This is a genomic window from Amycolatopsis sp. NPDC051371 (genome assembly GCF_040682155.1).
Lineage (GTDB): Bacteria > Actinomycetota > Actinomycetes > Mycobacteriales > Pseudonocardiaceae > Amycolatopsis.
This window is the reverse complement of the sequence record NZ_JBFBAG010000002.1, coordinates 194,637-218,393: the sequence shown is the minus strand read 5'-3', so window position 1 is coordinate 218,393 and position 23,757 is coordinate 194,637. Positions and strand designations below refer to the sequence as shown.

At 70.9% G+C, this 23,757-nt stretch carries 24 protein-coding genes; 8 read left to right on the top strand and 16 right to left on the bottom strand.

Annotation, left to right across the window (positions count from 1 at the left end):
* Positions 1–85 precede the first annotated feature (85 nt).
* Positions 86–880, top strand: a complete 795-nt coding sequence (locus AB0M59_RS03240) for a maleylpyruvate isomerase family mycothiol-dependent enzyme (protein ID WP_364607713.1) — start codon at positions 86–88, stop codon at positions 878–880.
* Positions 881–1,167: 287 nt separating this feature from the next.
* Here AB0M59_RS03240 and AB0M59_RS03235 read toward each other — a convergent pair whose 3' ends face one another.
* From AB0M59_RS03235 to AB0M59_RS03225, 3 genes are all read right to left on the bottom strand, one after another.
* A complete protein-coding gene (locus tag AB0M59_RS03235) occupies positions 1,168–2,229 on the bottom strand; it encodes a hypothetical protein (protein ID WP_364607710.1) in 1,062 nt (353 codons plus the stop codon).
* A gap of 195 nt (positions 2,230–2,424) precedes the next feature.
* Positions 2,425–3,045, bottom strand: a complete 621-nt coding sequence (locus AB0M59_RS03230; protein ID WP_364607707.1) for a DUF3159 domain-containing protein — start codon at positions 3,043–3,045, stop codon at positions 2,425–2,427.
* Complete coding sequence (locus tag AB0M59_RS03225; RefSeq protein ID WP_364607704.1) at positions 3,042–4,166, bottom strand: NAD(P)/FAD-dependent oxidoreductase; 1,125 nt, start codon at positions 4,164–4,166, stop codon at positions 3,042–3,044. Before AB0M59_RS03225 ends, AB0M59_RS03230 begins: the two co-directional genes overlap by 4 nt.
* 101 nt (positions 4,167–4,267) lie before the next feature.
* On the opposite strand from AB0M59_RS03225, the gene AB0M59_RS03220 reads away from it, so the two are divergent.
* Positions 4,268–4,876: a TetR family transcriptional regulator gene (locus AB0M59_RS03220; protein WP_364607701.1), complete on the top strand. Its 609-nt coding sequence runs from the start codon at positions 4,268–4,270 to the stop codon at positions 4,874–4,876.
* Positions 4,877–4,927: 51 nt separating this feature from the next.
* Here AB0M59_RS03220 and AB0M59_RS03215 read toward each other — a convergent pair whose 3' ends face one another.
* Positions 4,928–5,377 (bottom strand): MarR family transcriptional regulator, encoded by a 450-nt coding sequence (locus tag AB0M59_RS03215; protein ID WP_364607698.1) that lies wholly within the window; start codon positions 5,375–5,377, stop codon positions 4,928–4,930.
* A gap of 61 nt (positions 5,378–5,438) precedes the next feature.
* Between AB0M59_RS03215 and AB0M59_RS03210 the strand changes: the two genes are divergently transcribed.
* Positions 5,439–5,807, top strand: a complete 369-nt coding sequence (locus tag AB0M59_RS03210; protein WP_364607695.1) for a VOC family protein — start codon at positions 5,439–5,441, stop codon at positions 5,805–5,807.
* 50 nt (positions 5,808–5,857) lie between these two features.
* Here the strand turns inward: AB0M59_RS03210 and AB0M59_RS03205 are convergent, their stop codons facing one another.
* Positions 5,858–6,439: a CGNR zinc finger domain-containing protein gene (locus AB0M59_RS03205; RefSeq protein ID WP_364607692.1), complete on the bottom strand. Its 582-nt coding sequence runs from the start codon at positions 6,437–6,439 to the stop codon at positions 5,858–5,860.
* Positions 6,440–6,521: 82 nt separating this feature from the next.
* On the opposite strand from AB0M59_RS03205, the gene AB0M59_RS03200 reads away from it, so the two are divergent.
* Positions 6,522–7,694, top strand: a complete 1,173-nt coding sequence (locus AB0M59_RS03200; protein WP_364607689.1) for an epoxide hydrolase family protein — start codon at positions 6,522–6,524, stop codon at positions 7,692–7,694.
* Between the two features lie 18 nt (positions 7,695–7,712).
* Here the strand turns inward: AB0M59_RS03200 and AB0M59_RS03195 are convergent, their stop codons facing one another.
* A complete protein-coding gene (locus AB0M59_RS03195; protein WP_364607686.1) occupies positions 7,713–8,678 on the bottom strand; it encodes a hypothetical protein in 966 nt (321 codons plus the stop codon).
* A gap of 234 nt (positions 8,679–8,912) precedes the next feature.
* Between AB0M59_RS03195 and AB0M59_RS03190 the strand changes: the two genes are divergently transcribed.
* Positions 8,913–9,644 (top strand): helix-turn-helix domain-containing protein, encoded by a 732-nt coding sequence (locus AB0M59_RS03190; RefSeq protein WP_364607683.1) that lies wholly within the window; start codon positions 8,913–8,915, stop codon positions 9,642–9,644.
* Here AB0M59_RS03190 and AB0M59_RS03185 read toward each other — a convergent pair.
* Entirely contained in the window at positions 9,619–10,584 is a 966-nt protein-coding gene (locus tag AB0M59_RS03185; protein ID WP_364607680.1) for an Lrp/AsnC family transcriptional regulator, read from the bottom strand. The genes AB0M59_RS03190 and AB0M59_RS03185 overlap by 26 nt on opposite strands.
* Before the next feature lie 106 nt (positions 10,585–10,690).
* On the opposite strand from AB0M59_RS03185, the gene AB0M59_RS03180 reads away from it, so the two are divergent.
* Positions 10,691–12,130, top strand: a complete 1,440-nt coding sequence (locus tag AB0M59_RS03180; RefSeq protein WP_364607677.1) for an FAD-dependent monooxygenase — start codon at positions 10,691–10,693, stop codon at positions 12,128–12,130.
* A 72-nt stretch (positions 12,131–12,202) separates the two neighbouring features.
* Here the strand turns inward: AB0M59_RS03180 and AB0M59_RS03175 are convergent, their stop codons facing one another.
* Positions 12,203–12,976, bottom strand: coding sequence for a maleylpyruvate isomerase family mycothiol-dependent enzyme (locus tag AB0M59_RS03175; RefSeq protein ID WP_364607674.1), 774 nt, complete (start codon positions 12,974–12,976; stop codon positions 12,203–12,205).
* A gap of 97 nt (positions 12,977–13,073) precedes the next feature.
* Here AB0M59_RS03175 and AB0M59_RS03170 point away from each other — a divergent pair, with 97 nt between their 5' ends.
* The gene (locus AB0M59_RS03170) at positions 13,074–13,514 is read left to right on the top strand and encodes a hypothetical protein (RefSeq protein ID WP_364607671.1); all 441 of its coding nucleotides are present in this window, start codon (positions 13,074–13,076) and stop codon (positions 13,512–13,514) included.
* A gap of 76 nt (positions 13,515–13,590) precedes the next feature.
* On the top strand, positions 13,591–15,174 hold the full coding sequence (locus tag AB0M59_RS03165) for a long-chain-fatty-acid--CoA ligase (protein ID WP_364607668.1): 1,584 nt from the start codon (positions 13,591–13,593) through the stop codon (positions 15,172–15,174).
* On the opposite strand, the gene AB0M59_RS03160 is transcribed toward AB0M59_RS03165, so the two are convergent.
* From AB0M59_RS03160 to AB0M59_RS03125, 8 genes are read right to left on the bottom strand one after another with little or no spacing between them, the layout of a single operon-like run.
* Positions 15,141–16,529 carry a DUF6351 family protein gene (locus AB0M59_RS03160; RefSeq protein WP_364607665.1) on the bottom strand — a complete coding sequence of 463 codons (1,389 nt, stop codon included), beginning with the start codon at positions 16,527–16,529 and terminating at the stop codon, positions 15,141–15,143. The two genes, AB0M59_RS03165 and AB0M59_RS03160, sit on opposite strands and share 34 nt — an antisense overlap.
* Positions 16,529–17,782 carry a 2-hydroxyacyl-CoA dehydratase family protein gene (locus tag AB0M59_RS03155; protein WP_364607662.1) on the bottom strand — a complete coding sequence of 418 codons (1,254 nt, stop codon included), beginning with the start codon at positions 17,780–17,782 and terminating at the stop codon, positions 16,529–16,531. Before AB0M59_RS03155 ends, AB0M59_RS03160 begins: the two co-directional genes overlap by 1 nt.
* Positions 17,779–18,810 (bottom strand): 2-hydroxyacyl-CoA dehydratase family protein, encoded by a 1,032-nt coding sequence (locus AB0M59_RS03150; protein WP_364607660.1) that lies wholly within the window; start codon positions 18,808–18,810, stop codon positions 17,779–17,781. The genes AB0M59_RS03155 and AB0M59_RS03150 overlap by 4 nt, the downstream gene beginning before the upstream one ends.
* Positions 18,807–20,045, bottom strand: a complete 1,239-nt coding sequence (locus AB0M59_RS03145; RefSeq protein WP_364607657.1) for a CoA transferase — start codon at positions 20,043–20,045, stop codon at positions 18,807–18,809. The genes AB0M59_RS03150 and AB0M59_RS03145 overlap by 4 nt, the downstream gene beginning before the upstream one ends.
* Positions 20,042–21,181 carry a CapA family protein gene (locus tag AB0M59_RS03140; protein ID WP_364607654.1) on the bottom strand — a complete coding sequence of 380 codons (1,140 nt, stop codon included), beginning with the start codon at positions 21,179–21,181 and terminating at the stop codon, positions 20,042–20,044. The genes AB0M59_RS03145 and AB0M59_RS03140 overlap by 4 nt, the downstream gene beginning before the upstream one ends.
* On the bottom strand, positions 21,178–21,963 hold the full coding sequence (locus tag AB0M59_RS03135) for an amino acid ABC transporter ATP-binding protein (protein ID WP_364607651.1): 786 nt from the start codon (positions 21,961–21,963) through the stop codon (positions 21,178–21,180). Before AB0M59_RS03135 ends, AB0M59_RS03140 begins: the two co-directional genes overlap by 4 nt.
* On the bottom strand, positions 21,960–22,835 hold the full coding sequence (locus AB0M59_RS03130) for an amino acid ABC transporter permease (RefSeq protein ID WP_364607649.1): 876 nt from the start codon (positions 22,833–22,835) through the stop codon (positions 21,960–21,962). Before AB0M59_RS03130 ends, AB0M59_RS03135 begins: the two co-directional genes overlap by 4 nt.
* A complete protein-coding gene (locus AB0M59_RS03125) occupies positions 22,832–23,749 on the bottom strand; it encodes a transporter substrate-binding domain-containing protein (protein WP_364607646.1) in 918 nt (305 codons plus the stop codon). The genes AB0M59_RS03130 and AB0M59_RS03125 overlap by 4 nt, the downstream gene beginning before the upstream one ends.
* Between the last annotated feature and the right edge of the window lie 8 nt (positions 23,750–23,757).

Here is a 23,757-nt window from a genome sequence, read left to right as displayed (position 1 = left end):
TCGTTCGACGCGTAGTCGAAGGCGCCCGCAGGGGGCGGGCACTCACGGAACGATCACCGGCTACCGAGACACCGAGGACACTCCCATGACCGAACTGAACGCGGACACCATCCGGCGCGCGATCGTCGAACACACCCGGCGCCTGGCGGAATCCGCCGCCGCGGCCGGGCCTGACGCCGCCGTGCCGACAGCCCCGGAGTGGACCGTCACCGACCTGGTCGCGCACGTGGGCCAGACCCAGAACTGGGTCGCGGAAATCATCGAGCGGCGCGTCACCGACCCCACCCAGCTGCCCACGGAGATGGCCGCGCTCCCCACCGATCCCCGCGAGTGGCAGGCGTGGCTGTCGGAATCCGCGCAGCGGGTCGCGAGCGCGTGCTCCGATGACGCGCTCGACGCGCCGGTGTTCAACGCCGCGGGCGACGAGCGATCCGGGACACGGTTCTGGATGACCAGCATGCTGAACGAGGCGGTCCTCCACGGCTTCGACGCGGCCAACGCCGCGGACCGGCCGGCCGACGTCGACGCCGACATCGCGGCCGCGCTCATCGACAACCACCTCGCGATGCTCACCTCCCCCACGTGGGAAATGCAGCGGCCCGAGTCCGCCCACGCCATCCGGGGCACCGGGCAGACCCTGCAGTGGCGGGCCACCGACGGCGCGGGCGCGTGGTTCGTCGAGCGGCGGCCGGACGGGGCGACGTGGCAGCCCGGAACCCGGCAGGCCGACGTGACAGTGACCGGCCCGGCACGATCACTGCTGCTGATCTTGACCCGACGGCTCCCCCTCACCGACCGCGAAGCCACCGACATCAGCGTCGACGGCGACACCGACCTCGCCCAGCGCTGGCTCGACAACACCGCCCACGCCAGCAACTGAGCACCATGACCATGCCAGCACCCGGGGTGACGCACCTGCACTACCGGCTGGAGCGATGACGACGACCGCCGTCGACAACCGATGGGACCGCCAACGGCGCCGACGGACACACTCTCACGCCGAGAAGTGGACGCCGAGGCCGATCCGTTCAACCGACTGCCAAGCTCGCGCGGAGTACGTCCGCTGGCGTGTCGTCGGCGAACGCATCGGGTCAACCGGATCGAACTGTCGGTCGTTGGGCCGGTACACCGCCACGGGCTCTCCGCGCGAAGGATCCGGTTAATGCCTCAGCCAAGAATGGAACTGGTGTAAATAAGTGCTGCTTCGATACTGGAGTCGAGTTGGGAGTCGGAGACTCCGGGAGTCCTCTGGAGAGCATCGATGTCCGACCTAGTGAAGTCGAAGGTGGAAGTAACAGGGACGACCGTTTGGAGACGGCTGCGATTGGCAATTCTCCGATAGATTAGCAGTTGACACATAAGTAGGCGCCAGTATACTGGTCGAGATTCCGGCGTGAAGTTATACAGCGGATTGCAGAACAGTCCCAGTGATTTGTTCCGGGAATCTTCGACTGCGTCGAAAAGGGTGATGTAACGTTCCTCGAACTCGCTAATCGTCGTGACTCGGCCGGCATCGCGGTGGATGCACAGCTCCACTGCGGGGTCCAAACGGACGCGAGTGAGGCCTTGCCACCAGTACTTGGCAGGGTCGACAGCACGCTTGGCGCGCCAACCAGGGACGACGGGATCATAGTCGAGAGGCTGGCCGATAGCTGCGATCTGGTAGTCGTCGAGATGGGTCTGATACGCGGCGCGTGCGAGGGTGTAGATCTCGGCCAGGCGCTGATCGAAGCCTAGGTCGACAAGCGTGACCTTCTCACTCAGCAGGGCGAACAGGCTCAGTGGTTCAAGCAGCGCGTGCGCAGTTGAGATGACCTCAGACGACTTGGTGAGCATCCAGTACCGATTGGGATCCCGTGTAGCGCGCAATTCTCCCCATCTGCGCTCGTCAGTGAGGGAAATGATTCGCGCCGCGGCATAGTCGCAACTTTCGGCAAGGCGGATGACCAACGGCTCACACTCGGCATAGATCCGCTTCCGCGCCTCGTATTCATAATCGCGGCGGGACTTGTCCGCGGCGGCTTCGCGAGCGAGGTCAGCCTTGAGTACCTCGACCTCACGGCTCGTTCGGGTGGTCAATCGAACTGAGTATGCCGCTGAAAAGAGTGCGACCAGCGCGGCGCCAACTGTGGCGATCATCCCGAAGATCTGTCCGTTCAGCACGCGAACCTCCACCTTGTCCACCGTCAACACACCGTCGATCATCGACAGCTTGGCGCTGCGTCGCAAGACGTCTCCTGCAGGATCAGCCTGGTAATCCAGAAGCCCGAGATCCTCGCGGGACGACCTTCAAGGTGGTCTGCCTCAAGGGCGAAAATCCCCTCATGCCGCTGATCTAGCGTCGCACGCTCATGCCGATGAGCGGACGAAATCGGACTGCTTGCGGTGGCACGAAACGCCGTCGCGCTGGACGCTCGCCGCGGGTTACTGGGCAGTCTTCGGGTCCTCGCGCAGGATCCGCCAGCACAGGTAGATGCAGGCGCCCGCCGCCGGCGCGCCTCCCAGCAGCGTGGCAGCGATGCCGAGTGCGGTTGTCTGACCGGCCAGATACAGCGGCAGCTGCACCGCTGTGGCGATGGCGCACTTCACCACGAACACCGCCGTGCACAGCTGGTAGCGCCGCCGCCATGCCGGATCGCGGCGCCAGCCGAAGCGTTCGCCGCGCACCGCCCCGACCACCAGCCCGATCACCGGCCACCGCACCAGCATGGACAGCAGGAACACCGCTCCCTGAACCGCCTGGATGAGCACCGCCGGCAGGTAGAAGTTGATCGCCTGCCCGGTCGTCCCGGCCAGCAAGGCGGACCCTCCGACGATGGCCAGGCCGATCACCGCCGGCCAGTAGCGCCGATCAGTCCACACTCGCACGGCCGCGAGTACCACCACACCACCGACCGCGATCAGCGCGGAGGTCCACACCTGGCCGGTCAGCAGGTAGGCGATCAGGAACACCACCCGGGACGCGACACCTTCGGCGACCGTGCGCCAGCCGCCCACCGCGCTGAACAACGACAAAGACTTCTGGGTCAGCACATCGAGGCTCATCTGCCCGCCTTCGCCGTGACAGACGGGAAGCTGTTGCGGCGCATCGTGTCCTCGTAGGCGCCGATCGCGTCGAGCAGGTCGAGCCGGCCACGGTTCGCCGCGACCAGTTCCTGGCAGAGGCTCTGCGCATCCCGCATCGCCAGGTTGCCGCCGAAACCCGGGGCCAGGTGGATGGCGTCGCCGATGACCGTCACCGGACTGGCGGGCCAGGCGGGCATCGGCGGGATCATCCCGATCCGCAGCGCGGCCGTGACGTCCGGCCACGCCTCGGCGACGATCAGCCGCAACGTCGGGTGCAGGTCCGCGGCCAGGTCCTGGGCCTGATGCCACGCCATGACCGGGGACCCGAGCCGCTCTCGCGTGCTGGGCAAGGCCCACATCACGTAGTCCTCGGCATCGGCGACGACGTGGGAGCGCAGGGCGGGCAGCCACTCCTGCCGCGCGAGCACCGGCTGCTGGGTGAACCGCAGCACCGCCAGCGCCATCGTGGTCCCGCGCACCTGCGCGGCAGCCGGGCTGTCGCCGATCAGCCCCGGCAATCCGGTATCGACCACAGTTCGCACCGGCGTCGCCCCCATGATCATGCGTCGTCCCGTGTCGACCACCCGCACGTCGGGCAAGTACCGGCGGCGAACCGCCGACCCGATCCCGTCCGCGCCGACCAGGACGTCCGCGGTGTCCGTGCCGCCGTCGGCGAACCACACCCGGACCGTGCCGTCGGAGCGCTGCTCGAACCGCGTGAACTCCGTCCCGAACCGGACGACGTCGTCCAAGTCCGTCAGCAACACCGCCCGGAGCAACGGCCGGTGGGCCTGCCGGCCGGGCCGCGCCCGGCCCGCCACCCCGTCGGACGGCCGAGTGTCCACGACGGTGAGCTCGTCGGACAGCGTCAGCGTCCGATCACGCGGTCCTCCCATCGTCGCCTCTGCCATCGCGGCGTGCGCCGGGGGCAGGCACGCCCGCAGCGCCGCAGTACCCCGGTCGTCGATGTGCAGGCTCACGCCCTGCGGACGTCCCCGCGCGCCATCTCGCTCGTACACCGCGACGTCGATCCCTGCCCGGCGGAGCCCGTGGGCCAGCGTCAACCCACCGAGACCAGCGCCGATCACGACCACCCTCATCCGGTCACCCCTTTCTTCACCACCCGATGAAGAACACGCTACGGCGGGTTCGGCAAAAACTCCACCGATCGATGAAGAAAGGGTGTTAGGCTTCGGCGGTCATGGCAGAAGACGGCACCCACGGTCGCCCCGGACGCTGGCGGTCCGGCGCGGAGAGCAAGCAGCGGATCCTCCGGACCGCGCGCGAGCTGTTCGACGAGCACGGCTACGGCGCTACGACCGTGCGCGCGATCGCCACCGCGGCGGGTGTCGACCCGGCGATGGTGTTCTACTTCTTCGGCACCAAACAGGACCTGTTCGCCGCCGTCGCCGGCATGTCCGGCACCGTCCCGCCCGCCATCGATTCGATCTTCGCCGGCGGCCTCGACACCATCGGCGAGCGCATCGTCCGGACCCTGGTGGAGAACCTCGACAAGTCCGACCGCACACCGCTCGTGATGCTGACCAGATCGGCGCCGACCAACCCTCAGTCCGAAGCGCTGCTGCGCGAGTTCATCGACCGGGAAATCACCGACCGGATCGCGGCGATGCTCGGCACGCCGGACGCCGCGCTGCGGGCAGCCATGGTCAACGTCCAGATCCTCGGTCTCACGGTGGCGCGCTACATCATGCGGATCGAGCCGATCGCGTCCTCGTCCGTCGACGAACTGGTCGACCGGTTCGGTCCACTCGTGCAGCACTGCCTGACCGGCCGAACAGGACAGTCGTGAGTGCGGCCCTCAGTGGTGATCTGGTGGGTCGTCTGATGGCCGGGGAACGACTTAGGCGCCGTCGCGCAGGGAATCGATCATGCTCCGCAGGATCCGGAACGCGCCTGACTGCTCGGCCTCGGTCATGCCGGCCAGCATCCTGACCTCCACGGACCGGACCGCCGTACTCGCCTTCTCCAGGCTCCGCCGGCCGCGAGGCGTGAGCCGCGCCGGAAGGACCTTCCCGACGGGCGCCTCCGCGGGCCTGGTCACGTAGCCGTCTCGTTCCAGGGCCTGGAGCAACACGTTCATCGACTGCCGGGTCACGAACGCGCCCCGCGCGAGCTCGGAGTTCGACAAGCCCGGTCGTTGGGCCAGCAGCTCGAGGCAGGAGTAGTGCGTCACGGTCATCCCGAGCGGCCGCAGCACCTCCTCCATGGCTGCGCGCAGCGCGCTCGACGCCTCTTTCAGCAGGTAGCCCAGTGACGTCTCCAGGTCGACGCCGGCACCGTCTTGACTCATGTCAGCATTCTGACATAGATTGATCCGTGTCAGAATGCTGACACGAACGAAGGAGCTGCACATGCCCGTCACCGGCCCCGACTTCATCTCGCTCCAAGCGCGCGACCTCGACGCTTCACAGGCGTTCTACGAGCAGTACCTCGGGCTCGTCCGCTCGCCGGCCGGACCTCCGCACGCCGTCGTCTTCGAGACGAAGCCGATCGCGTTCGCACTCCGTGACGTCGTTCCCGACACCGATCTCGCCTCCGTTGCCCAGCCCGGCATCGGTGCCGCGATCTGGCTCCACGCCACCGACGTCCAGGCCATTCACGACGCTCTCGTCGCTGACGGGCACCCCATCGTCTCCGCACCGATCGACGGCCCCTTCGGCCGGACGTTCACCTTCGCCGACCCCGACGGCTACCAGGTCACTCTCCACGACCGCGCCTGATCGGCCGAACGCCACCGGACGCGGTCGTCAGCGGCCGCCGATCCAGCGGTTCACGTTGTCTTCCACCGCCCAGGTGACGGTTGGTGGCTCGCGTTGAAGCGCGCCTTCTTCTGACGGTTCCCACACGTGTTCATGTCACACCACCTGCGGGTGCGACTTTGGCTGGCGTCGAAGAAAGCGGCTTGGCAGGTCGGCGAGGCGCACAGGGCCAGCTTTCCGTCTCGTTCACCCGCGATGATGCTGATCGCGTCGGCGGCGATCACGCCCAGGGCATCTTCTACGCAGGAAGCCGAGCTGAGTCGCCATCGCCGCTCACCCTCGGGCGTCAGGACGGCCGCGGCGCGGCCCTGAGTGCTGCGGTCGTTGATGACCCGGACAGCGGACGCGGGGAGAGCGTCGTGGATCGCGGCCGCTGACGCGGCGGCGTGGATCGCTTCCCTCAGCTCCCAAGCGAGTTCGAGCTGGGCGGTGGTGCAGGACTCCACGGCGAGGCCGCTCACCACCAGCCAGTCGACGAGCCGGTGCGGTGTGGGAATGCGCTCCACGGCGTTGCCCCGACGCTCCGAGAGAGTCCCCGTGAAGCTGGTCGCCAGCACGTTGCCGAGGCGAAAGTCAGGGAACTCGGCGCGCATGGAACCAGCTTAGCAGGTTGCGCATGAGCTCAGAGGGCTGCTAGAACCGTCTAAGCCGGTTCCGCGACAGCCAGGAGGTCTCATGCCCCGCCCGACCAGCGACGTGGAAGCATTCGAAGCCCACGCGGCCGAAGCCGACCTCGACGATCTGCGCGCGCGACTGGCCGCGGCGCGGCTGCCGGAAGCCGAGACGGTTTATCGCGCCGCGCCCGACCCTCGCCGATGGGACCAGGGCGTTCCGCTCGCCGATCTCGTCGAGGTCGTGGACTACTGGCGCACCGGGTACGACTGGCGGTCGTTCGAAGAGCGCCTCGACCGTCTCAGCCAGTTCCGCACGACCATCGACGGTCTGGGAATCCACTTCCTGCACCGCCGATCCGCGCGCGCGGACGCCACTCCGCTGATCTTGACGCACGGCTGGCCAGGCAGCATCGCCGAGTTCGTCGATGTAGTGGACGAGCTCGCAGACCCGAAGGATGTCGACGCGCCGGCGTTCCACGTCGTGGTTCCCTCGCTACCGGGCTTCGGTTACAGCGACAAGCCGGCCACCACCGGCTGGGGAACCGAAAAGATCGCCGCCGCGTGGGTGGAACTGATGGGAAGACTCGGCTACCGCGAGTTCGCGGCCCACGGCGGCGACTGGGGAGGCAACATCACCACGGTCCTCGGCGGCCGGTTCCCGGCGCACGTTCTCGGCATCCACACCACGTTCGCGGAGGGACCACCCGGGTTGACAACGGACGGGCTGACGGCGGTCGAGCGCAAGTGGACCGAGGAAACCCACGATTTCTGGCACCACCGCGCGGCGTACGCGAAGCAGCAGGCGACCCGGCCGCAGACCATCGGCTACTCGCTCGTCGACTCACCGGTCGGGCTGCTCGCCTGGATCCTCGACAAGTTCGCCGAGTGGTCGGATACCGAAGACAGCCCGTTCGAGACGATTTCCCGGGACCGCATTCTCGACGACGTCACCCTGTATTGGCTGACGCGGACCGGCGCGTCGTCGGCGCGCATCTACTACGAAAGCCACAACTCGCTCGACCCCGAACTCCGGGTCGACGTCCCGTCGGCGATCACCATGTATCCCCGCGACATCGAGAAGTATCCGCGCACCTGGGCGCAGGAGCGGTACCGGCAGATCGTCCGGTGGAGGTCGCCCGAAGCCGGGGGGCATTTCCCATCGTTGGAAGTTCCCGGATATTTCGTCAAGGATCTGCAGGAAGGCCTCGCGGCAGTGCTGGCCGCCGGTCGGTGAACCCCGCCCGCCCACGCCTCATCGATATGCCTTCGCCATGGCGTGGAAGGACTTCTTCGGGGCCAAGCTACCGTCGGGCAGGAGTTTGCACACCCCGTAGGACGCCATGTCGAGATCGAAGCGAGGGTCCGTGTGGTGCGGGGACTCGTAACCGGCGAAGGTGAACCAGAAGGCGGTGTCCACGCCTTCCTCGTCGAAGAGGGCGATCATCTCGCGCAGGTAGCGGGCCTGTTCGTCCTCGTCGCGGGTGTAGTCGCCGTCGAGGCGGGGTGGGTCGGCTTCGTGGTCGACGATGGCCCAGCCGAGGCCGCCACGCTCGGCCGCGCCCCGGTAGGTGCAGCAGCCGAACTCGGTCGCCGCCAGCGGCTTGCCGTGCCGGCGGTATTCGCGCACACCTTGACGGAAGGCGTCGCCGGTATCGCCGTAGGCGTCGACGCTGACGATGTCGAAGGGGGCCCACTCGATCTGTTCCCAGGTTCCGGCGGCGTAGGTGACCTTGCCGCGGAACCGTTGACGCACCGCGGCCGCGGTGTCGGCCAGCACGGCGTCCAACCGGGCGGGGACCTCGGCGAGCTGGGCCATTGCTTCGGGTGCGCCGGCGGCCAGGGCCTTGATCCTGGCGAAACTGTCGTCCCCGGGCAGGAAGCCGGCGGCGAAGAGGCTCAGCTCGCAGCCGGCGACGAAGACGTCCGCTCCCACCTCCCGGGCGCGGTCCGCGCAGCCGGCGAAGTACGAAACCAGGTCCGGTGCGGGCAGTTCGCAAGGGAACGGGGAGAACCAGACCTCCAGCCCCACGTCGGCGGCGTACCCGGCGGCGACCGACAGCCGGTCGGGATCGCCGCCGGTGATCCGCACGGCGTCGCAGTGCAGATCGTCGGCGATGACCCGGATCTCGCGGCGCACCGCCTCGGCGTCGAAGACGGGCCGCGAACTCCGGCCACCGGGAGTGAAACCGGTGTCGTAGGTGATGCCCTTGGCCCGCATGCAGCGCTCCTCATCAGGTGACCGAAAGCCGCTTCCGGATCCGAACGTTAGGCAGAGCGCGAAACACCGGTCAACGGAGATTCTCTTGTGTTCGCACCGTTTTCGCTGTTCGCACGGTCGTCGGCGATTGCAATGACCGTGCCGGTTAATGCACACCGGAACCCGGCGGTTGCAACGGTCGACGACTCGCTCGCATACTGGCGGCGAGACGATCGACGACGAGGAGCCGGCCGAGTGCCAGGACGCAGGCTGACCGGAGCCGACCGGCAGCAGATCGCCGACGGCTTGGCGCGGGGCTTGGACTACGCCCGGATCGCCGGCCGGCTGGGCCGTCCCACCTCGACGGTGAGCCGCGAGGTCGCACGCAACGGCGGGCCCGGCCGCTACCGCGCGGACCTGGCCCAGCTCGCCACCACCCACCGCGCCCGGCGTGGTCCCCGCCCGCCGGCAGCCGCGAGTCCGGCCGGCAAGCGCCGCGGCCCCGAGCCCGACGCAACGGCCGTCTTCCAGGCCGACCTGACCGCGGCCCTAGTCGAGACCGGCATGCCACGCACCGCCGCCGGCGTGCTGGCCTGCCTGTTCACCTCAGAGACCGGCAGCGGCACCGCCGTCGAACTGGCCCAGCACCTGCAGGTCAGCGCGGCGACCATCTCGCACGCCATCGGCCTGCTGCACCAGCACGGGCTGATCCGTCGCGGCCGCGACGGTCAAAGCCGGCGCCACCGGTACTTCCTCGACGAAGACGCGGGCCTTCGCTCCGCGGTGGTCGGTGTCCGCGCCAACCAGCGGTTCGCCACCACCGTCCTGCGCGGTGCCGACCTCTTCGGGACCGACACCGCGGCCGGAACCCGGCTCGCCACCGCGGGCCGGTTCCTCGAGCGACTCGGCGACGACATCCTCCGTGCCGCCGAAAAACACTGGCGCGCCACCGCGGAAGGCGCTAAGTCCGGTTCGCGGCCCGCTTGACGGTCTTGATCACCGGCGCGGTCTCGACGTGGGCGATCGCCGGCAGCGCGGCCACCCGGGTGGTCAGGTACCGGTACAACTCCCGCTGGTTCGCGCACGCCACGCTCGCGAACAGGTTCGTCGGCCCGGTCGTGGCGGCCGCGAACGCGATCTCCGGGTGCACCGCCAGCGCCGCGCCGGCCTCCGCCAGGTGCGCGGGGGCGACCGACAGCCACAGCAGGGTCCGGGGGCCGACACCGAACATGCGTCCGTCGACGTCGATGTCCAGGTACAGCACCCCGCGTTCGCGCAGCTCGGTCATCCGGCGCCGGACCGTCGTCGGCGACCAGCCGGTCGCCGCGGCCAGCTGCGCCAGCTCGGTGCGGCCGTCGGTGGCGAGCGCGGCGAGCAGCCTGCGGTCGCCGTCGTCGAGCCGTGCCGGTCCCGGCCGGTTCGGCACGGGAGGCGGGCGCAGCCGCCCGATCGCCTCCTCGTCCAGTGACCCGAGCTTGGCGACCAGGCTGTCCGGGCCGCCGTAGAACGCGTGCAGCACGGAGTGCGCGGTCACTCCCTCCACGCGTGGGGTGCGAGGGAGCTTGGCCAGCAGCAGCGCCTCGCTGTCGGCCTCGCTCTCGGTGCGGACCGTGCAGGTGATCTCCGTGCCCCCGGAGGTGATGCTCACCCAGGACGTGTCCGGACGCCGGGCCAGCGCCTCGGCGACCGGGACCGACGCGGCGGGCGCGCACCGGACCCGCAGGAACCACAGCACCGCCCCCAGCGCGGTCGGGTCGACTCCGCCGAGCACCCGCACCGCGCCGGCCGACCGGAGCCGGGCGTACCGGCGGGCGATGGTGCGATCCGACACGCCAAGCACCTCGGCGATCGTGCTGAACGGGGCCCGGCCGTTGATCTGCAGGGCGTGCACGAGCCGGCGATCCAGCTCGTCGTAGTCGGATTCCACCTTAGTAAGCCTAATCCACGCCGGATATCGACACGATCAAGCTCGTTTCTGGCGCGACCGCGTCGGACGACGGAGCGTTGCTCCCGACACGACGAGGGGAGAACCCATGGACACCGATGTGCTCATCGTCGGCGCGGGCCCGACCGGCCTGACACTGGCCGGCGAACTGCGGCTGGCGGGAGTATCGGCCGTGCCGGCCGACAAGCTGGCGCGGCGCAGCACGTTGTCGAAGGCGGGCGGCGTGCAGTCCCGCACGCAGGAGGCATTCGACCAGCGAGGCTTGCTGGAACCCTTGCTGGCCACCGGAAACCACCCGGCCGGCACCGCCCACTTCGCCGGGATCACGCTCCCGCTCACCCGGGACCGGCACCGCCATCCGTGGCGGTCCATCCCGCAGGTGACGATCGAGGGATTCCTCGAGCAACACCTGGCCGCGCAGGACATCCACGTGCGGCGGGACCACGAACTGATCGGCATCGCCCAGGACGAGGACGGGGTCACCGCGACCTTCGCGAACGGCCGTGTCGTCCGCTCCCGCTACCTGGTCGCGGCCGACGGCGGCCGCAGCACGGTGCGGTCGCTGCTGGGGGCCGAGTTCCCCGGCCGGCCGGGGACGGTGACCGTGGTCGCCGCCGACGTGCGGTTGAGCGGCGACGACCCGGCGACGACGCACACCCGGAGCGAGGACGGGCATTGGGTGTCGGTGTTCCCGCTCGGCACCGACGCGCGGGGCAGGCCGTTGCGCCGGCTCTCGTTCGGCGGACCGGGCCGGTCACTGCCCCGGGACGTCCCGGTCACCGAGGACGAGATCCGCGAGGGGCTGCGCGCCGTCTTCGGCTCCCGGGTGCGGCTGCTCGAAGTGCGCTACGCCCGCCGCATCACCAATGCGGCCCGGCAGGCCGCGCGGTACCGGCACGGGCGGGTGTTCCTGGCCGGCGACGCCGCCCACGTCCACCTCCCGATCGGCGCGCAGGGCATGAACACCGGGATCCAGGACGCGCTCAACCTCGGGTGGAAGCTCGGTGCTGCGGTGCGCGGGTGGGCCCCGGAGCACCTGCTCGACACCTACCACGCCGAACGCCATCCGGTCGCGGCCGCCGTGCTGCGCAACGTCCAGGCGCAGAGCCTGCTGATGGACCAGCAGGGCACCCGCGACCCGGACCTGGCGGCCGCCAAGGAGCTCTTCACGACCCTCACGCGACTACCCGAGGTCCAGTACCACCTCGACGACATGTTGTCCGGCATGGGCATCCGCTACCCGATGCCCGGCGCGGAGGGCCGGCCACTCGTCGGCCTGCCCGCGCCGGACCTGGACCTCGGCCCGGTCCGGTCGCACGAACTCCTGCGTTCCGGGCGCGGCTTGCTGATCGACCCGGCCGGCCGGTTCGCCGAGGTCTCGGCCCCCTGGAAGGACCGGGTTGACCGCGCGGGTCTGAGCGCCCGCACCCAGCCGATGCTCATCCGGCCGGACGGCTACGTGTGCTGGGCCGGCGACGCCGACGACCTCGAACCGGCGCTCGGTCACTGGTTCGGCGAGCCGCGCTGATCGACGGCGCCCCGACGGCGGGCGGCGACCGCGACCACCGGACCCGGTCGCGTCGCCGGCCCGCCGGTTCCGTCAGAAGCCGGGGAACACGCGGCGCAGGTCGTCGAGCGTGATGCTGCCCTCGACGGTGACGCCCTGGTCGTACGGTGCCTTCAGCCGGCCGCTGAGCAGCCGGACGAACGCCTCCGGCGACCCGGTGAACGTCGCGGAAGGCGACTCGAGGTCGTTCACCACGGTGACCGCGTCGTCGATCACCAGAGCGCCGCCGGGGACCGCCACCGACACCGGGTTCGCGAGCTCGGCCGGCTTCGCGAGGAAGCTCAGCATGAACCCCACGGGACCGGACAGGAGGTCGACGAGCACTTCGGCCGAGCCGGCGTCCACCCCGGCGGCCGGGTCGAAGGCCACCCGCACGTCCCACGAGTGGTTGGCCACCTCGCTCAGCCGCATGCCCACCGCGGTCACCAGCGGGACCGGCTCGGGCAGGAAGCCGAGGTCGACGGTCAGCGACGAGCGCTGCTCGGGCGTGAGCGCCTCGACCGTCTCGAGCCAGCGGGCGTTGTGCTCCAGGAAGCCCTCGGCCTGCGCTCGCGGCGCGGACGCGTCCCAGCGGGCCCAGATCGTCGGGTTGTCTTCGGCCGCCACGGTCTCTCCGGCGGCCCGCGCGATCGGCGCGCGGCCGATCTCCGCGCCGCTGCCGAGGTGGGAAAGCGCCTGGGCGACGGTCCATTCCGCGGCACCGCTGGTCGCGGCCAGCTGGTCGTCGGTGAGGGTGCGGACGAGGGCGGCGAGCGTGTCGTGCTCGGAGCGGAGGGCGGTGATCGTGCGGTCCACGAGTTGACTCATGCCACGCTCAACTCCCGGATGGACGCGTGTGTTCCGCTGATCACCGTCTGGCCGGTGCGGTGCGCGGGGCGGCGGCCGGTCAGGCTAGTTTGCCCGGATGAGTCTCCTCGATGACGTGGCCGAGCGCGACGGCTGGCGGTGCTGGGTGTGCGACGAACCGGTCGACCCCGACATGTCGGTGAACGACCCGCGGGGACCCAGCGTCGACAGCCGCACCGCCGACCGGAAGGCCAAGGTCGCCGAGCGGCTCGCGCACCGCGGGTGCAACACCCGCAAGGGCGCGGTCAAGGTGGTCATCGCCTGGCCGGACCGCCTGCACGTGGTCGAACCCGCGCCGCTGATCACCGTGGCCGGCAGGCTGGAACGCAAGGGCGGCCGCGAGATGGTGGCGCGCAGCCCGACCAAGCAGGACGCTCAGGAAGCGGCGGACTGGCTGGTCGACCGGTTCTCCCGGCTGGTGCCGGGGCTGCCGGTGACCGCCACCGTCGAGCCGGGCGGCGGCCAGTTCCTCGTCATCCTGGCCACCGGCCGCCGCTGAGCGGTAGACCCTCCGGCCGCCACCGTGATAGAAGTAGAACCTGTTCCACTTCTGCCGCCGGTGCCGGGAGGTGCGGATGAGCGTCCCGACGGTGACCGAGCTGCTGCTGGCCCGCGCCGAGGACGAGCGTCCGGGCCTGCGGTTCGAGGACGAGACGTATTCCTGGGCCGAGCACGTCCGGGCTTCGGCGCGCGGCGCGGCGCACCTCCGCGCGACGGTGAACTGGGACGAACCGCCCCACGTCGGCATCCTGGCCGACAACGTACCGGCGTTCTCCGTCCTCTTGGGCGCCTGCGCGTTCGCCGGGGCGGTCCTCGTCGGGCTCAACCCCACCCGCCGCGGTGACGCCCTCGCGCGCGACATCCGGCTCGCCGACTGCCAGTTCGTGCTCGCCGAGCGGAAGTACCAGCCCTTGCTGGAGGGCTTGGACCTCGGCGGGATCGGCGTGCGGGAACTGGAGTCGTGGCCGGCGGCGAGCGCGCCGATCGATCCCGTCCCGGCGTCGGCGGACGACCTGCTCATGCTGATCTTCACCTCCGGCACCAGCGGCGACCCGAAGGCGGTGCGCTGCACCCACGGCAAGATCGCGTTTCCCGGTGCCATGCTCGCCCAGCGCTTCGGACTGTCCACAGCGGACACGGTCTACGTCACGATGCCGATGTTCCATTCCAACGCCGTCATGGCGGGCTGGGCCGTCGGGCTCGCGGCCGGCGCGGGCATCGCCCTGCGGCGCCGGTTTTCCGCTTCCGGCTTCCTGCCCGACGTGCGGAAGTTCGGCGCGACCTACGCCAACTACGTGGGCAAGCCACTGTCCTACGTGGTCGCCACTCCCCCACGGCCGGACGACGCGGACAATCCCCTGCGCCTCGTCTACGGCAACGAAGGGGCGAGCGCCGACCTGACCGCGTTCGAGAAACGCTTCGGCTGCAAGGTCGTCGACGCGTTCGGCTCCACCGAGGGCGGCGTGGGGTTCGCCCGCACCGACGACACGCCGCCCGGCTCACTCGGCAGGCCGGCCGACGACGTGGCCATCTTGCACCCGCACACCGGCCGTCCGTGCCCCCCGGCCGAGTTCGATCCCGACGGCCGGCTGGCCAACGCCGAGGAAGCCGTCGGCGAACTGGTCAACACCGCCGGCGCCGGCTGGTTCGCCGGGTACTACCGCGACCCCGAAGCCGACGCGGAACGGCTCCGCGACGGCCGGTTCCACACCGGTGACCTCGCCTACGCCGACGCCGCCGGATTCTGCTACTTCGCCGGGCGGCTCGGCGACTGGCTCCGCGTCGACGGGGAGAACCTCGGCACGGCACCGATCGAGCGCATCCTGCTGCGGCACCCCGCGATCACCGACGCCGCCGTCTACGCGGTGCCCGACCCGGTGACCGGGGACCAGGTGATGGCCGCCATCGTCACCGGCGGCACCCCCCTGGACCCCGCCGAGTTCGGCCGATTCCTCGCCGAGCAGCCCGATCTCGGGCCCAAGCAGGTGCCCCAGTACGTGCGCACGATCCGGGAGCTGCCGCGGACCTCGACGTTCAAGGTCGTCAAACGGCGGCTCTCCGCCGAAGGCCTGGACTGCCCAGACGTGCTCTGGGAACGCGCGGGGCAGCCCGGCGGCAGCCGCCCTCAGTGGCCGGCGGGGTATCGCCGGTTGAACTGAGGCGGCGTGTAGCTCGAGTACCGTCCCGGCGTGCCGTCCGCGGCGGCCGACAGCGCGTTCATGGTCCGGGGCGAGGTGTCCGGCCAGTGCCCGGTCCGCAGCCGCGTCAGCATCCGGTCGATCGCCGCCTGCTGTTCGCCGGTGGTGTAGGTGCAGTGCCCGGCGGTCCGCACGTACGTCTGCCGGAGCAGCGCCGCGTTGCCCGCCCGGCGGACCAGAGCGTCGTAGGACTGCTGCTGGGCGACGGTCGAGATCTGGTCACCGGTGCCGTTGACCGTGAGCACCGGGATCCGCAGGTCGCCGGTGAACACGATGCCCCGCTCCAGGTAGCGGACGGCGGCGGGCTCGGCGGACACGCGGGGTTCGGCGGCGAGCCGGGCGAGGTCCGCGCGCAGGTCGAGCCCCGCGCGCTGGTACAGCCGCCGCACGGCGTTCTGCTGGCTCGGCGCCGCGGTCGTGAGCTGGCGCGCGTAGTCCACTCCCGTGTTCCAGGACGGATTTCCGCCCGCCAGCTGCTCGATCGTCCGCCGGCTGCCGGCCGCCTGCCCGAGGTACGGCAGCGGGCCGCCCGCGAGGGCCAGGAACATCCCCTGCTCGACGCCGTCGACGTCGCGGCCGTCCGGCACCGGGGTCGCCGTGCCGTCGGCGGCCACGCCCCAGCCCGGCAGCTGGCCGATCGCCGCCGCGAGCGCGATGCGCGCCTTGCCCGCGGCGGTCGCCTGGGCCGACTGCACCGCCGAAATCCAGTGCTGCTGGGTTCCGGGGACGTCGGCGGGGATGCCGGTCACCGGGAGGGCCGAGTCGCGGAACAGCAGCGACTTCAGCGTGAAGACGGTGTCGAGCTTCTGGTTCCACTGGCCCACCGAACCACCGAGACCGCCGCACATCGGGATGGCCGCGTCGAACCGGCCGGGGTACACCTGCGCCACCCCGGCGGCGACCATCCCGCCCATGGAGCGGCCTTCGGCGATCGCGTACCGGGGCCGGCCGAACGCGGCTTCGAAGCGGCCGAGCGCGGCCGCCTGGTTGTCGATGGCCCGCGCGATGTTCCAGCTGCTGATCGTGCGCGTGGTGCCGCCCACCGCGTAGCCGCGCCGCAGGAGGCTCGCGGTGAGCGGGCTCGCCAGGCCGCCCGCGGCGAAGTCGAGGTCCACCAGCACGGAACCGTTCCACCGGGTGGGCTTGGCGAAGGTGTAGGGCGTCCCGTCGGTCAGCTGCCCGCCGGCGCACCTCGCGTCCGTGACCGGGGCCGGGCACGCCTGCCCGGGCTCCGCGGCCTCGGCGGTCGCGGGCACTCCGGCGACCAGGGCCGTCACCGCGGCGACGAGAGCCGTTCTGAGGAAGGCGTTTCCCATCAAGAGTCCTTTCCGGACGGTCGCGTCAGTTCGTCGAGCCACGCGCTCATCCGCGCGTCCAGACCGTCGCCCGTGCGGGCGTCGACGTTGTCGGCGTGCAGTTCCAGCACCGGAATGCCCGCGGCACGCAGGGCGCGGGTCGTGAAGTAGCTGCCACGAGCGTCGTCGGAGACGAGGTGCACCACCCCGTCGACGCCGTGGTGCCGCGCTTCCTTGACGTACCACTCCGCCGACCACGGCGGCGTGTAGAGCTGGTCGCTGAAGGCGGCGAAGCGGGCGGCGAGGGCGCGCAGCGGATCGTCCCCGTAGCGCAGGTAGCCGTCCGCGGCGATGGCGAGGTACATCGACCACACGAACACCGCGCCGTGCGAACGCTGGAACCGCTGGTAGAACTCGAGGTCGAACCACAGCCCGCGGCCGACCCACATCAGCCGCAGCCCCTCGTCCGGGCACACCGCGACCCCGGCGTCGATCCGGTCGCGCACCTCGTCGTGGAACGCGCGAGCGGCGTCGCGGGCCCACTCGGTGCCCCGGTGCCACTGCGGCACCATGACGCTCGGGATGCCGTCGGTGACGGCGATCGGGCACGGTCGCGCGGCGGCGATCAGGTCGCGGGTGCGGCGGTTCCACTCCTGCTGCTCGTTGACCAGGTCCAGGACCTCCCGGAACCGCGTCTCGGAGAACACCCGGCCGGTGGTCTGTTCCAGGAACCGGATGAGCCCGGTCAGCTCGCCGGTCAGCAGGTCCAGGCGGTCGCTGCCGATGGCCTCCTCCCAGCGGTGCGGCATGAGCTCCCACCACCGTTCGGGCACGGAGTCCTCCGCCGCGCTCTCCAGCGGGTAGTAGGTGACGCCGGGCTGGGCGTCCCAGACGTCGAAGATCTTGCGGGAGGCGTCGCCGGTCGTCTCGCCGAGCACGATCGACGGCTTCGGCAGACCGCCCCACGGCGCCTGGCCGGGATCGTCCTCGAACGCCGAGGCGAGCGAGGTGGCGCTGTACTGCTCGACGTAGTCGGGGTAGCCACGCTCGCGGAGCAGGCCGAGGTAGCGCTGGGTCTGGCGTTTCGCCGCGACGATCGAGGCCCACCACTGGTTGACCACGTACGGGATGTCCATCGCGCGGAAGATCTCCTGGGGCGCGTCCGCGTTGACCAGCGCCAGCGGCGCGCCGGCGGTCACGTCGTCGCGCATCCGGGCGAACCACTCGCGCTGGTAGGCGGTCGCGGTGGTCGCCGACGCGAGCCGGCCGGTCATGCCGCCGCTCCCGCGGGGAGCAACGCCGCGAGAGCATCCTCGGTCAGCTCGCCGTACGGCTGCCGTTCGGCCAGAACGGCGCGCAGCCCCGTCGCGGCTCGCTGGTCGGGGAAGTCCCACGGCGGCGCGTCGTCGTGGATGCGTGCGTAGGACAGCAGGACTTCCGCGTCGCACGCTCGAGCCGCCGCGGCGGTGTGCGCGGCGCGCTGCCGGATCGAGGCGCGCGGCGCGGACGGGCCGTTGTACTGGTAGCGCTCGGCGAGCGCGAGTTCCGTCGGCGCCGCGCACGTGCGCGCGAAGAGCAGCTCGCCCCAGTCGTGATCCTCCCCCATGATCAGGAAACCGTTGCGCTCCACCGTCTCGTACACCGTCGGGTCGTCGTGGGAACTCCCGGTGAGGAACAGTCGCACCCCGTCGATCTCCGGGGAGTCGGCAGCGAGCACGCGGTCGACGAGCGCGGTGGCTTCCGCGACCGGCAGGGCGGTGGTTGCGGCGACGAGCGCGAGGAACCGGGTGCCGCTCACCCGGTTCGCCCGGCGCAGGGCGGCGACCCGGGCGAGCGACCGCCGCAGGGTGTCGTGGGCCGTGATGGCCGCGGCGAGGTCGTCGTCGCCGATGGGCCGCCACCGGCCCAGCCACTCGCGCAGCTGCGCGACCTTCGCGTGGACGTACCGCGTGGTCGTGTGGTGCGGCAGGTGCAGGATGTCCACCAGGTGCACCGGCGGCAGCCGCAGCTCCGGCTCGACCCGGTGCAGCTCCCGCAAGGCGTAGAACAGGCGCAGCGAGGCCTCGCAGTCGCGGGAGACCACGATGGCTTCCAGCGGCCCGTAGTCCGCGGTGAGGATCCGCGTCAGGATCGACCGGGCGACCGGGTCCACGCCACGGCCGAGGTAGCGGTCGCCCAGCGTGCGGTCCCCGCCCGGCTTCCCGGCCAGCCGCAGCGGCAGCAGCCCCGCCGCGGTGATCAGTTCGACCGGGACGTCGGCGCCGACGTACCCCACTGCGGGCAGCTCGGCCGGGGCGCTCAAATCACGGCCTCCGCCGCCAGTTCCGCCAACTGCTCTTCGGTGTAGCCGAGCAGCTCGCGGTAGACGTGCTCGTTGTGCTCGCCGAGCGCGGGCGCGGGCCGGTCCAGCGACACGCGGGCGGCGGAGAACCGGATCGGCACGCCGGTCCCGGCCAGGTCGGCGACGGCTCCGTGCCGCGGGTGCCGCAACGGCACGACCTCCTCGCGCGCCAGGACCAGCGGATCCCGGACCGCGTCGCGTGGCTCGCGGACCTCGGCCGCGGGCACGCCTTCGGCGGTGAACGCGGCGAGGATCTCGGCCAAGGGCCGCTCCCGGCACCACTCGCGGATGAGTTCGTGCAGCTTGTCGGCGGCCCGGACCCGCTGATCGCGCGTGCGGTAGCGGTCGTCGTCGGCCAGGTCCGGCCGGCCGATCGCCCGGAGCACGCCGTGGGCGAACGCGTCGGTCGGCGCGCAGAGGGCGAGGTGACCGTCGAGGGCGGGCAGGATCCCGAACGGCGCCAGCCGCGGCACCATCGACCCGGTGCGCTGGGGCAGGCCGACCGCCTCGAAGGCGTCGAAGGGCTCGCAAGCGACCAGCGAGGTCAGCGCGCCGAGCATGGACACGTCGACGTGCTGGCCCTCACCGGTGTGCTCGGCCTGCAGCAGCGCGGACACCGTGCCGACCACGGCGAACAGCGGCGCCAGCAGATCACCGATCGGCAACCCGAAGCGGACCGGGCCCTCGTCCGGTTCGCCGGCGGTCATCATCACGCCGCTCAGCGCCTGGATGATCGAGTCCATCGCCTTGCCCGATCCCGGGCCGCCCTGGGCGCCGAACCCGCTGATCGAGGTGTAGACGAGCCGGGGGTTGATCTCCTTGACGTGGTCGTAGGAGATGCCGAGCCGGTCGGTGACGCCCGGGCTGTAGTTCTCGACCAGCACGTCGGCGTCGCGGATCAGATCGGTGAACACCGCTCGCGACCGCGGGTTCTTCAGGTCGAGCGTGACGCTGAGCTTGTTGCGGCCACGCAGGAGCATCGACACCGACAGGTCGTCCTCGTGCCGTCGGGCGAGGTTCAGGCCGTCGCGGCCGACGTAAGGGGCGTTGTTGCGGGAAGAATCGCCGCCCGTGGCCGGGTTCTCGACCTTGATCACGGTGGCCCCGAGCCCGGCGAGCAACAGCGTCGCGTACGGCCCGGCGAGCGCGGTGGTCAGGTCGACGACGGTGCGGCCGGCCAGTGGCTGGTCGGTCATGGGGTGGCTCCCTCGGAAAGGTCGACGAGCACTTCGGTGCCGCGGGTGGTGAACCGGGCGTTGAGGTTCGCTTCGCGGGTGATGTGCTCGACGTACTTCGTCACGGACTCGCCCTCCGGTGTGCCGCCGACCGGCACCGGACGCCCCTGGTCGTCGACCCAGCAGGGCACGAAGCCGGCTTCGCGCAGCCCGGTCTCGTCGAAGCGGCAGAAAGCGATGGCGGTGTTGCGGCTTTCGGGGTGGAACGGGAAGAACGGCATGTCCGGATCGGGCGCGAAGCCGTACAGCTTCGTCCGCCGCTCGGCCCACGCGCGCAGCTCGTCCGCGCCGACGCCCGCCCCCGGCGTCAGGGCGTGGGTGACGGTGGCGAAGTTGCCGAGCCCGTGGAAGATCGGCCGTCCTCGGTGGACTTCGATGCCGCGCATGATGTGCGGGTGGTGGGAGAACACGGCGTCGGCGCCGGCGTCGATCGCCGCGCGGGCGACCGGGCCCTCGTACATCGCGACGACGACCGGGGTGTGGCCGACGCCCTTGTGCAGCGACACGAGCACGACGTCGACCTCGGCGCGCAGCCGGCGCACGTCGTCGGCCATCGCTTCCAGGCTGTCCGGGTCGGCGAAGGTGTAGATCTTGGGCGGCCCACCCGGGCTCGCGTGGTCCAGCTCGTAGTGGGTGAGGACGTGGACGTACGCGCACCCGGGCTTGCGCGAGGCGGCCCAGGACTCGCGGGGGCCGACGCAGTTGTACGACAGCACGCCGACCCGCAGGCCACCCCGCTCGACGATCGCCGGGCGCCGTGCCTGCGCGAGGTCCGGGCCGGCCCCGGCGGTCGCCATCCCCGCCGCGCGGGAGTAGGCGATCGTGTCGTCCAGTCCGCCGTCGCCGGCGTCGAGGACGTGGTTGCCCGCCAGCGTGACGACGTCGAACCCGGCTTCGGCGACCGCTTTCAGCGCCGCGGGGTCCGCGGGCGGCGCGGGGACGTCGGTGCTGTGCTGCACCGCCGTGGTCGAGTGCGGGACCTCGACGTGGCCGATCGCCAGGTCCATCCCCTTCAGCACCGGCGCGGCCGGGGCGAGGAAGAACTCCGGGTCGGGCTCGTCCAGGATGAGGTCGCCGACGGCGCCGACAGTGATCACGAAACACCCTCCTTTTCGGACAGATGACGGGACAGGAAGGCGCGCAGCCGGTCGGTCCGGGGCCGGGTGAACAGCTCGGCCGGCGGGCCCTCCTCGACGATCCGGCCCGCTTCCATGAACACGCACCGGTCGGCCACTTCGCGCGCGAACGCCATTTCGTGGGTGACCACCACCATCGTGGTCCCCGCCGCGGCGAGGTCCCGCAGCACGGCCAGGACTTCGTCGACCAGCTCCGGGTCGAGCGCGCTGGTGGGCTCGTCGAACAGCATGATCCGCGGCCGGACCAGCACCGCCCGGGCGATGGCGACCCGCTGCTGCTGCCCGCCCGAGAGCTGCCGCGGGTAGTGGTCCTCGCGACCGGCCAGGCCGATGCGCTCGAGCAGCTCGCGTGCTTCCCGCTCCACAGTGGACCGATCGCGGCCGTGCACGCGGATCGCCGCGTCGGTCACGTTGCGCAGCACGGTGAACTGCGGGAACAGGTTGAACTGCTGGAAGACCATGCTCATCCGGCGCCGCTGGCCGGCGATCCGCCGCTCGGTCAAGGGGCGCAGGCCGCCCGGCGAGCGCCGGTGGCCCAGCAGCTCGCCGTCGAGGTACATCGCGCCGCCGTCGATGGGCTCGAGCTGGTGGGCGCAGCGGACGAGCGTCGACTTGCCCGATCCCGACGGCCCGATCACCACGACCGCTTCGCCCTCGTGCACGTCGAGGCTGACCCCCGCCAACGCGGTCACCGTTCCGAACTCCTTGCGGACGTCGTCGATCCGCAGCACCGGCGCGCTCATCGGGCACTCCGGTGGCCGCGGGAGAACCGGCGTTCCAGCCGGCGTTGCCCGGCCGTCAGGACGGTGACGACAACCAGGTACCAGAAGCACGCGACCAGCAGCATCGGCACGATCTCGTAGGTGCGGTTGTAGATGACCTGCACCGAGTGCAGCAGGTCCGACATCGCGATGACCGACACGAGCGCGGTGCCCTTGAGCACGTTGATGAACTGGCTGCCCGCGGGCGGGATGATCACCCGCATCGCCTGGGGCAGCACGATCCTCAGCAGCGTCTGGCCCGGCCGGTAGCCCATCGCGCGGGCCGCGTCGCGCTGGCCGGGGTCGACCGACGACACCCCGGCGCGGAAGATCTCCGCCAGGTACGCCGACTCCACGAGCGACAGGCCGATCACCGCGGCGGTCAGCGGCGTGATGACGGTGTTGGCGTCCCAGCTGCCGAAGACCGGGCCGAACGGGATGCCGAGCGACAGCTTCGGCAGCAAGTAGGCGAGGTTGAACCAGAAGATCAGCTGCACCAGCGGCGGGATGCCGCGGAAGAGCCCCACCCACAGCGTCGCCACCCAGCGGGCGGGGCCGAACCCGCTCAGCTGCATGGCCGCGACCAGCCCGCCGGCGAGCGAACCGAGGACCATCGCCGCGACCGCGAGCAGCACCGTGGTGCCCAGGCCCGCCATGACGCTCTTCTCGAAGAGGTACTTCGCCACGACGTCCCACTGGAAGCGGGGGTTGCCGACGAGGAAGACGACCAGCTGCGCGGCCAGCACCGCCAGCACGAGCACGAACAGCCAGCGCAGCGGCCGGAACCGGCCGCGGGCTTCGCCGACGTCGTCGCGGGCCGTCGCCGTCTCCTCCACAGTGGACATCGCGGTCATTTCGCCGAGGCCACGTCGAACAGCGGCTGCGGGACCGTGACGTCCTGGAGACCCCACTGGTGCATGATCCGGGTGTAGGTGCCGTTGCGGAACAGCTCCTCGAACGCCTTTTGCAGGACCGGGCCGAGCTTGCCGGACTTCGGCGTGTACAGCGCCAGGTTGTCCTTCGTGGCGCCCTGCTCTTCCGTCTGCGTCACGTACTCGTACTGCCCCTTCTGCTGGGTGGTCACGTCGATCGCCGCAGCCTGGGTCATCCCGGCGGCTTCGGCGCGGCCGGACTTGGCGGCCAGCAGGGTGGCGTTGGTGTCGTCGAGCCCGACGACCTGCACGGCCGGCCGCTGTGCGCGTTCACAAAAGGTGGACAGCTTGGCGAGCTGGTCCTCCACGACACTGGCGGTGACCACCGCGACGCGCTTGCCGCACAGGTCGGCGGCCTGCTTGATGCCGGCGGAGGAGCCGGTGGGGACCACGTAGGAGGTGCGGGTGGTCATCCACGTGACGGTGTCGAACTGCTTCTCGCGTTCGGCGGTGGCCTTGACGGGTCCGTTGAACGCCTCGTAGCGGCCGCTGAGCATGCCCTGCAGCGCGGCCGGCAGACCGCTGACGATGGTGGTTTCCGTGCGCACGCCCAAGAGCTGGCCGAGCGCCTGCTGGAAGTCGTGGTCGATGCCGGTGACGGTCTTGCCGTCCGGGCCGACGGTGCGGTACGGCGGGTGCGAGTCCCCGGCGAACCGGAGGACGCCCGAGTCCTTGACCGCCTGGGGCAGCTGGTCGTGCAGCGCGGTGACAGCCGAGAGGGCGGCGGCGGTGGGCGCGGAGGCCGCGCCGTCGTCGACCGTGCACCCGGCCAGCGCGAGTCCCGCGGCGACCGCGGTGAGCGTGCTTCGACGCCATTGACGAAGTGAGGAACCCATGTCGTTTT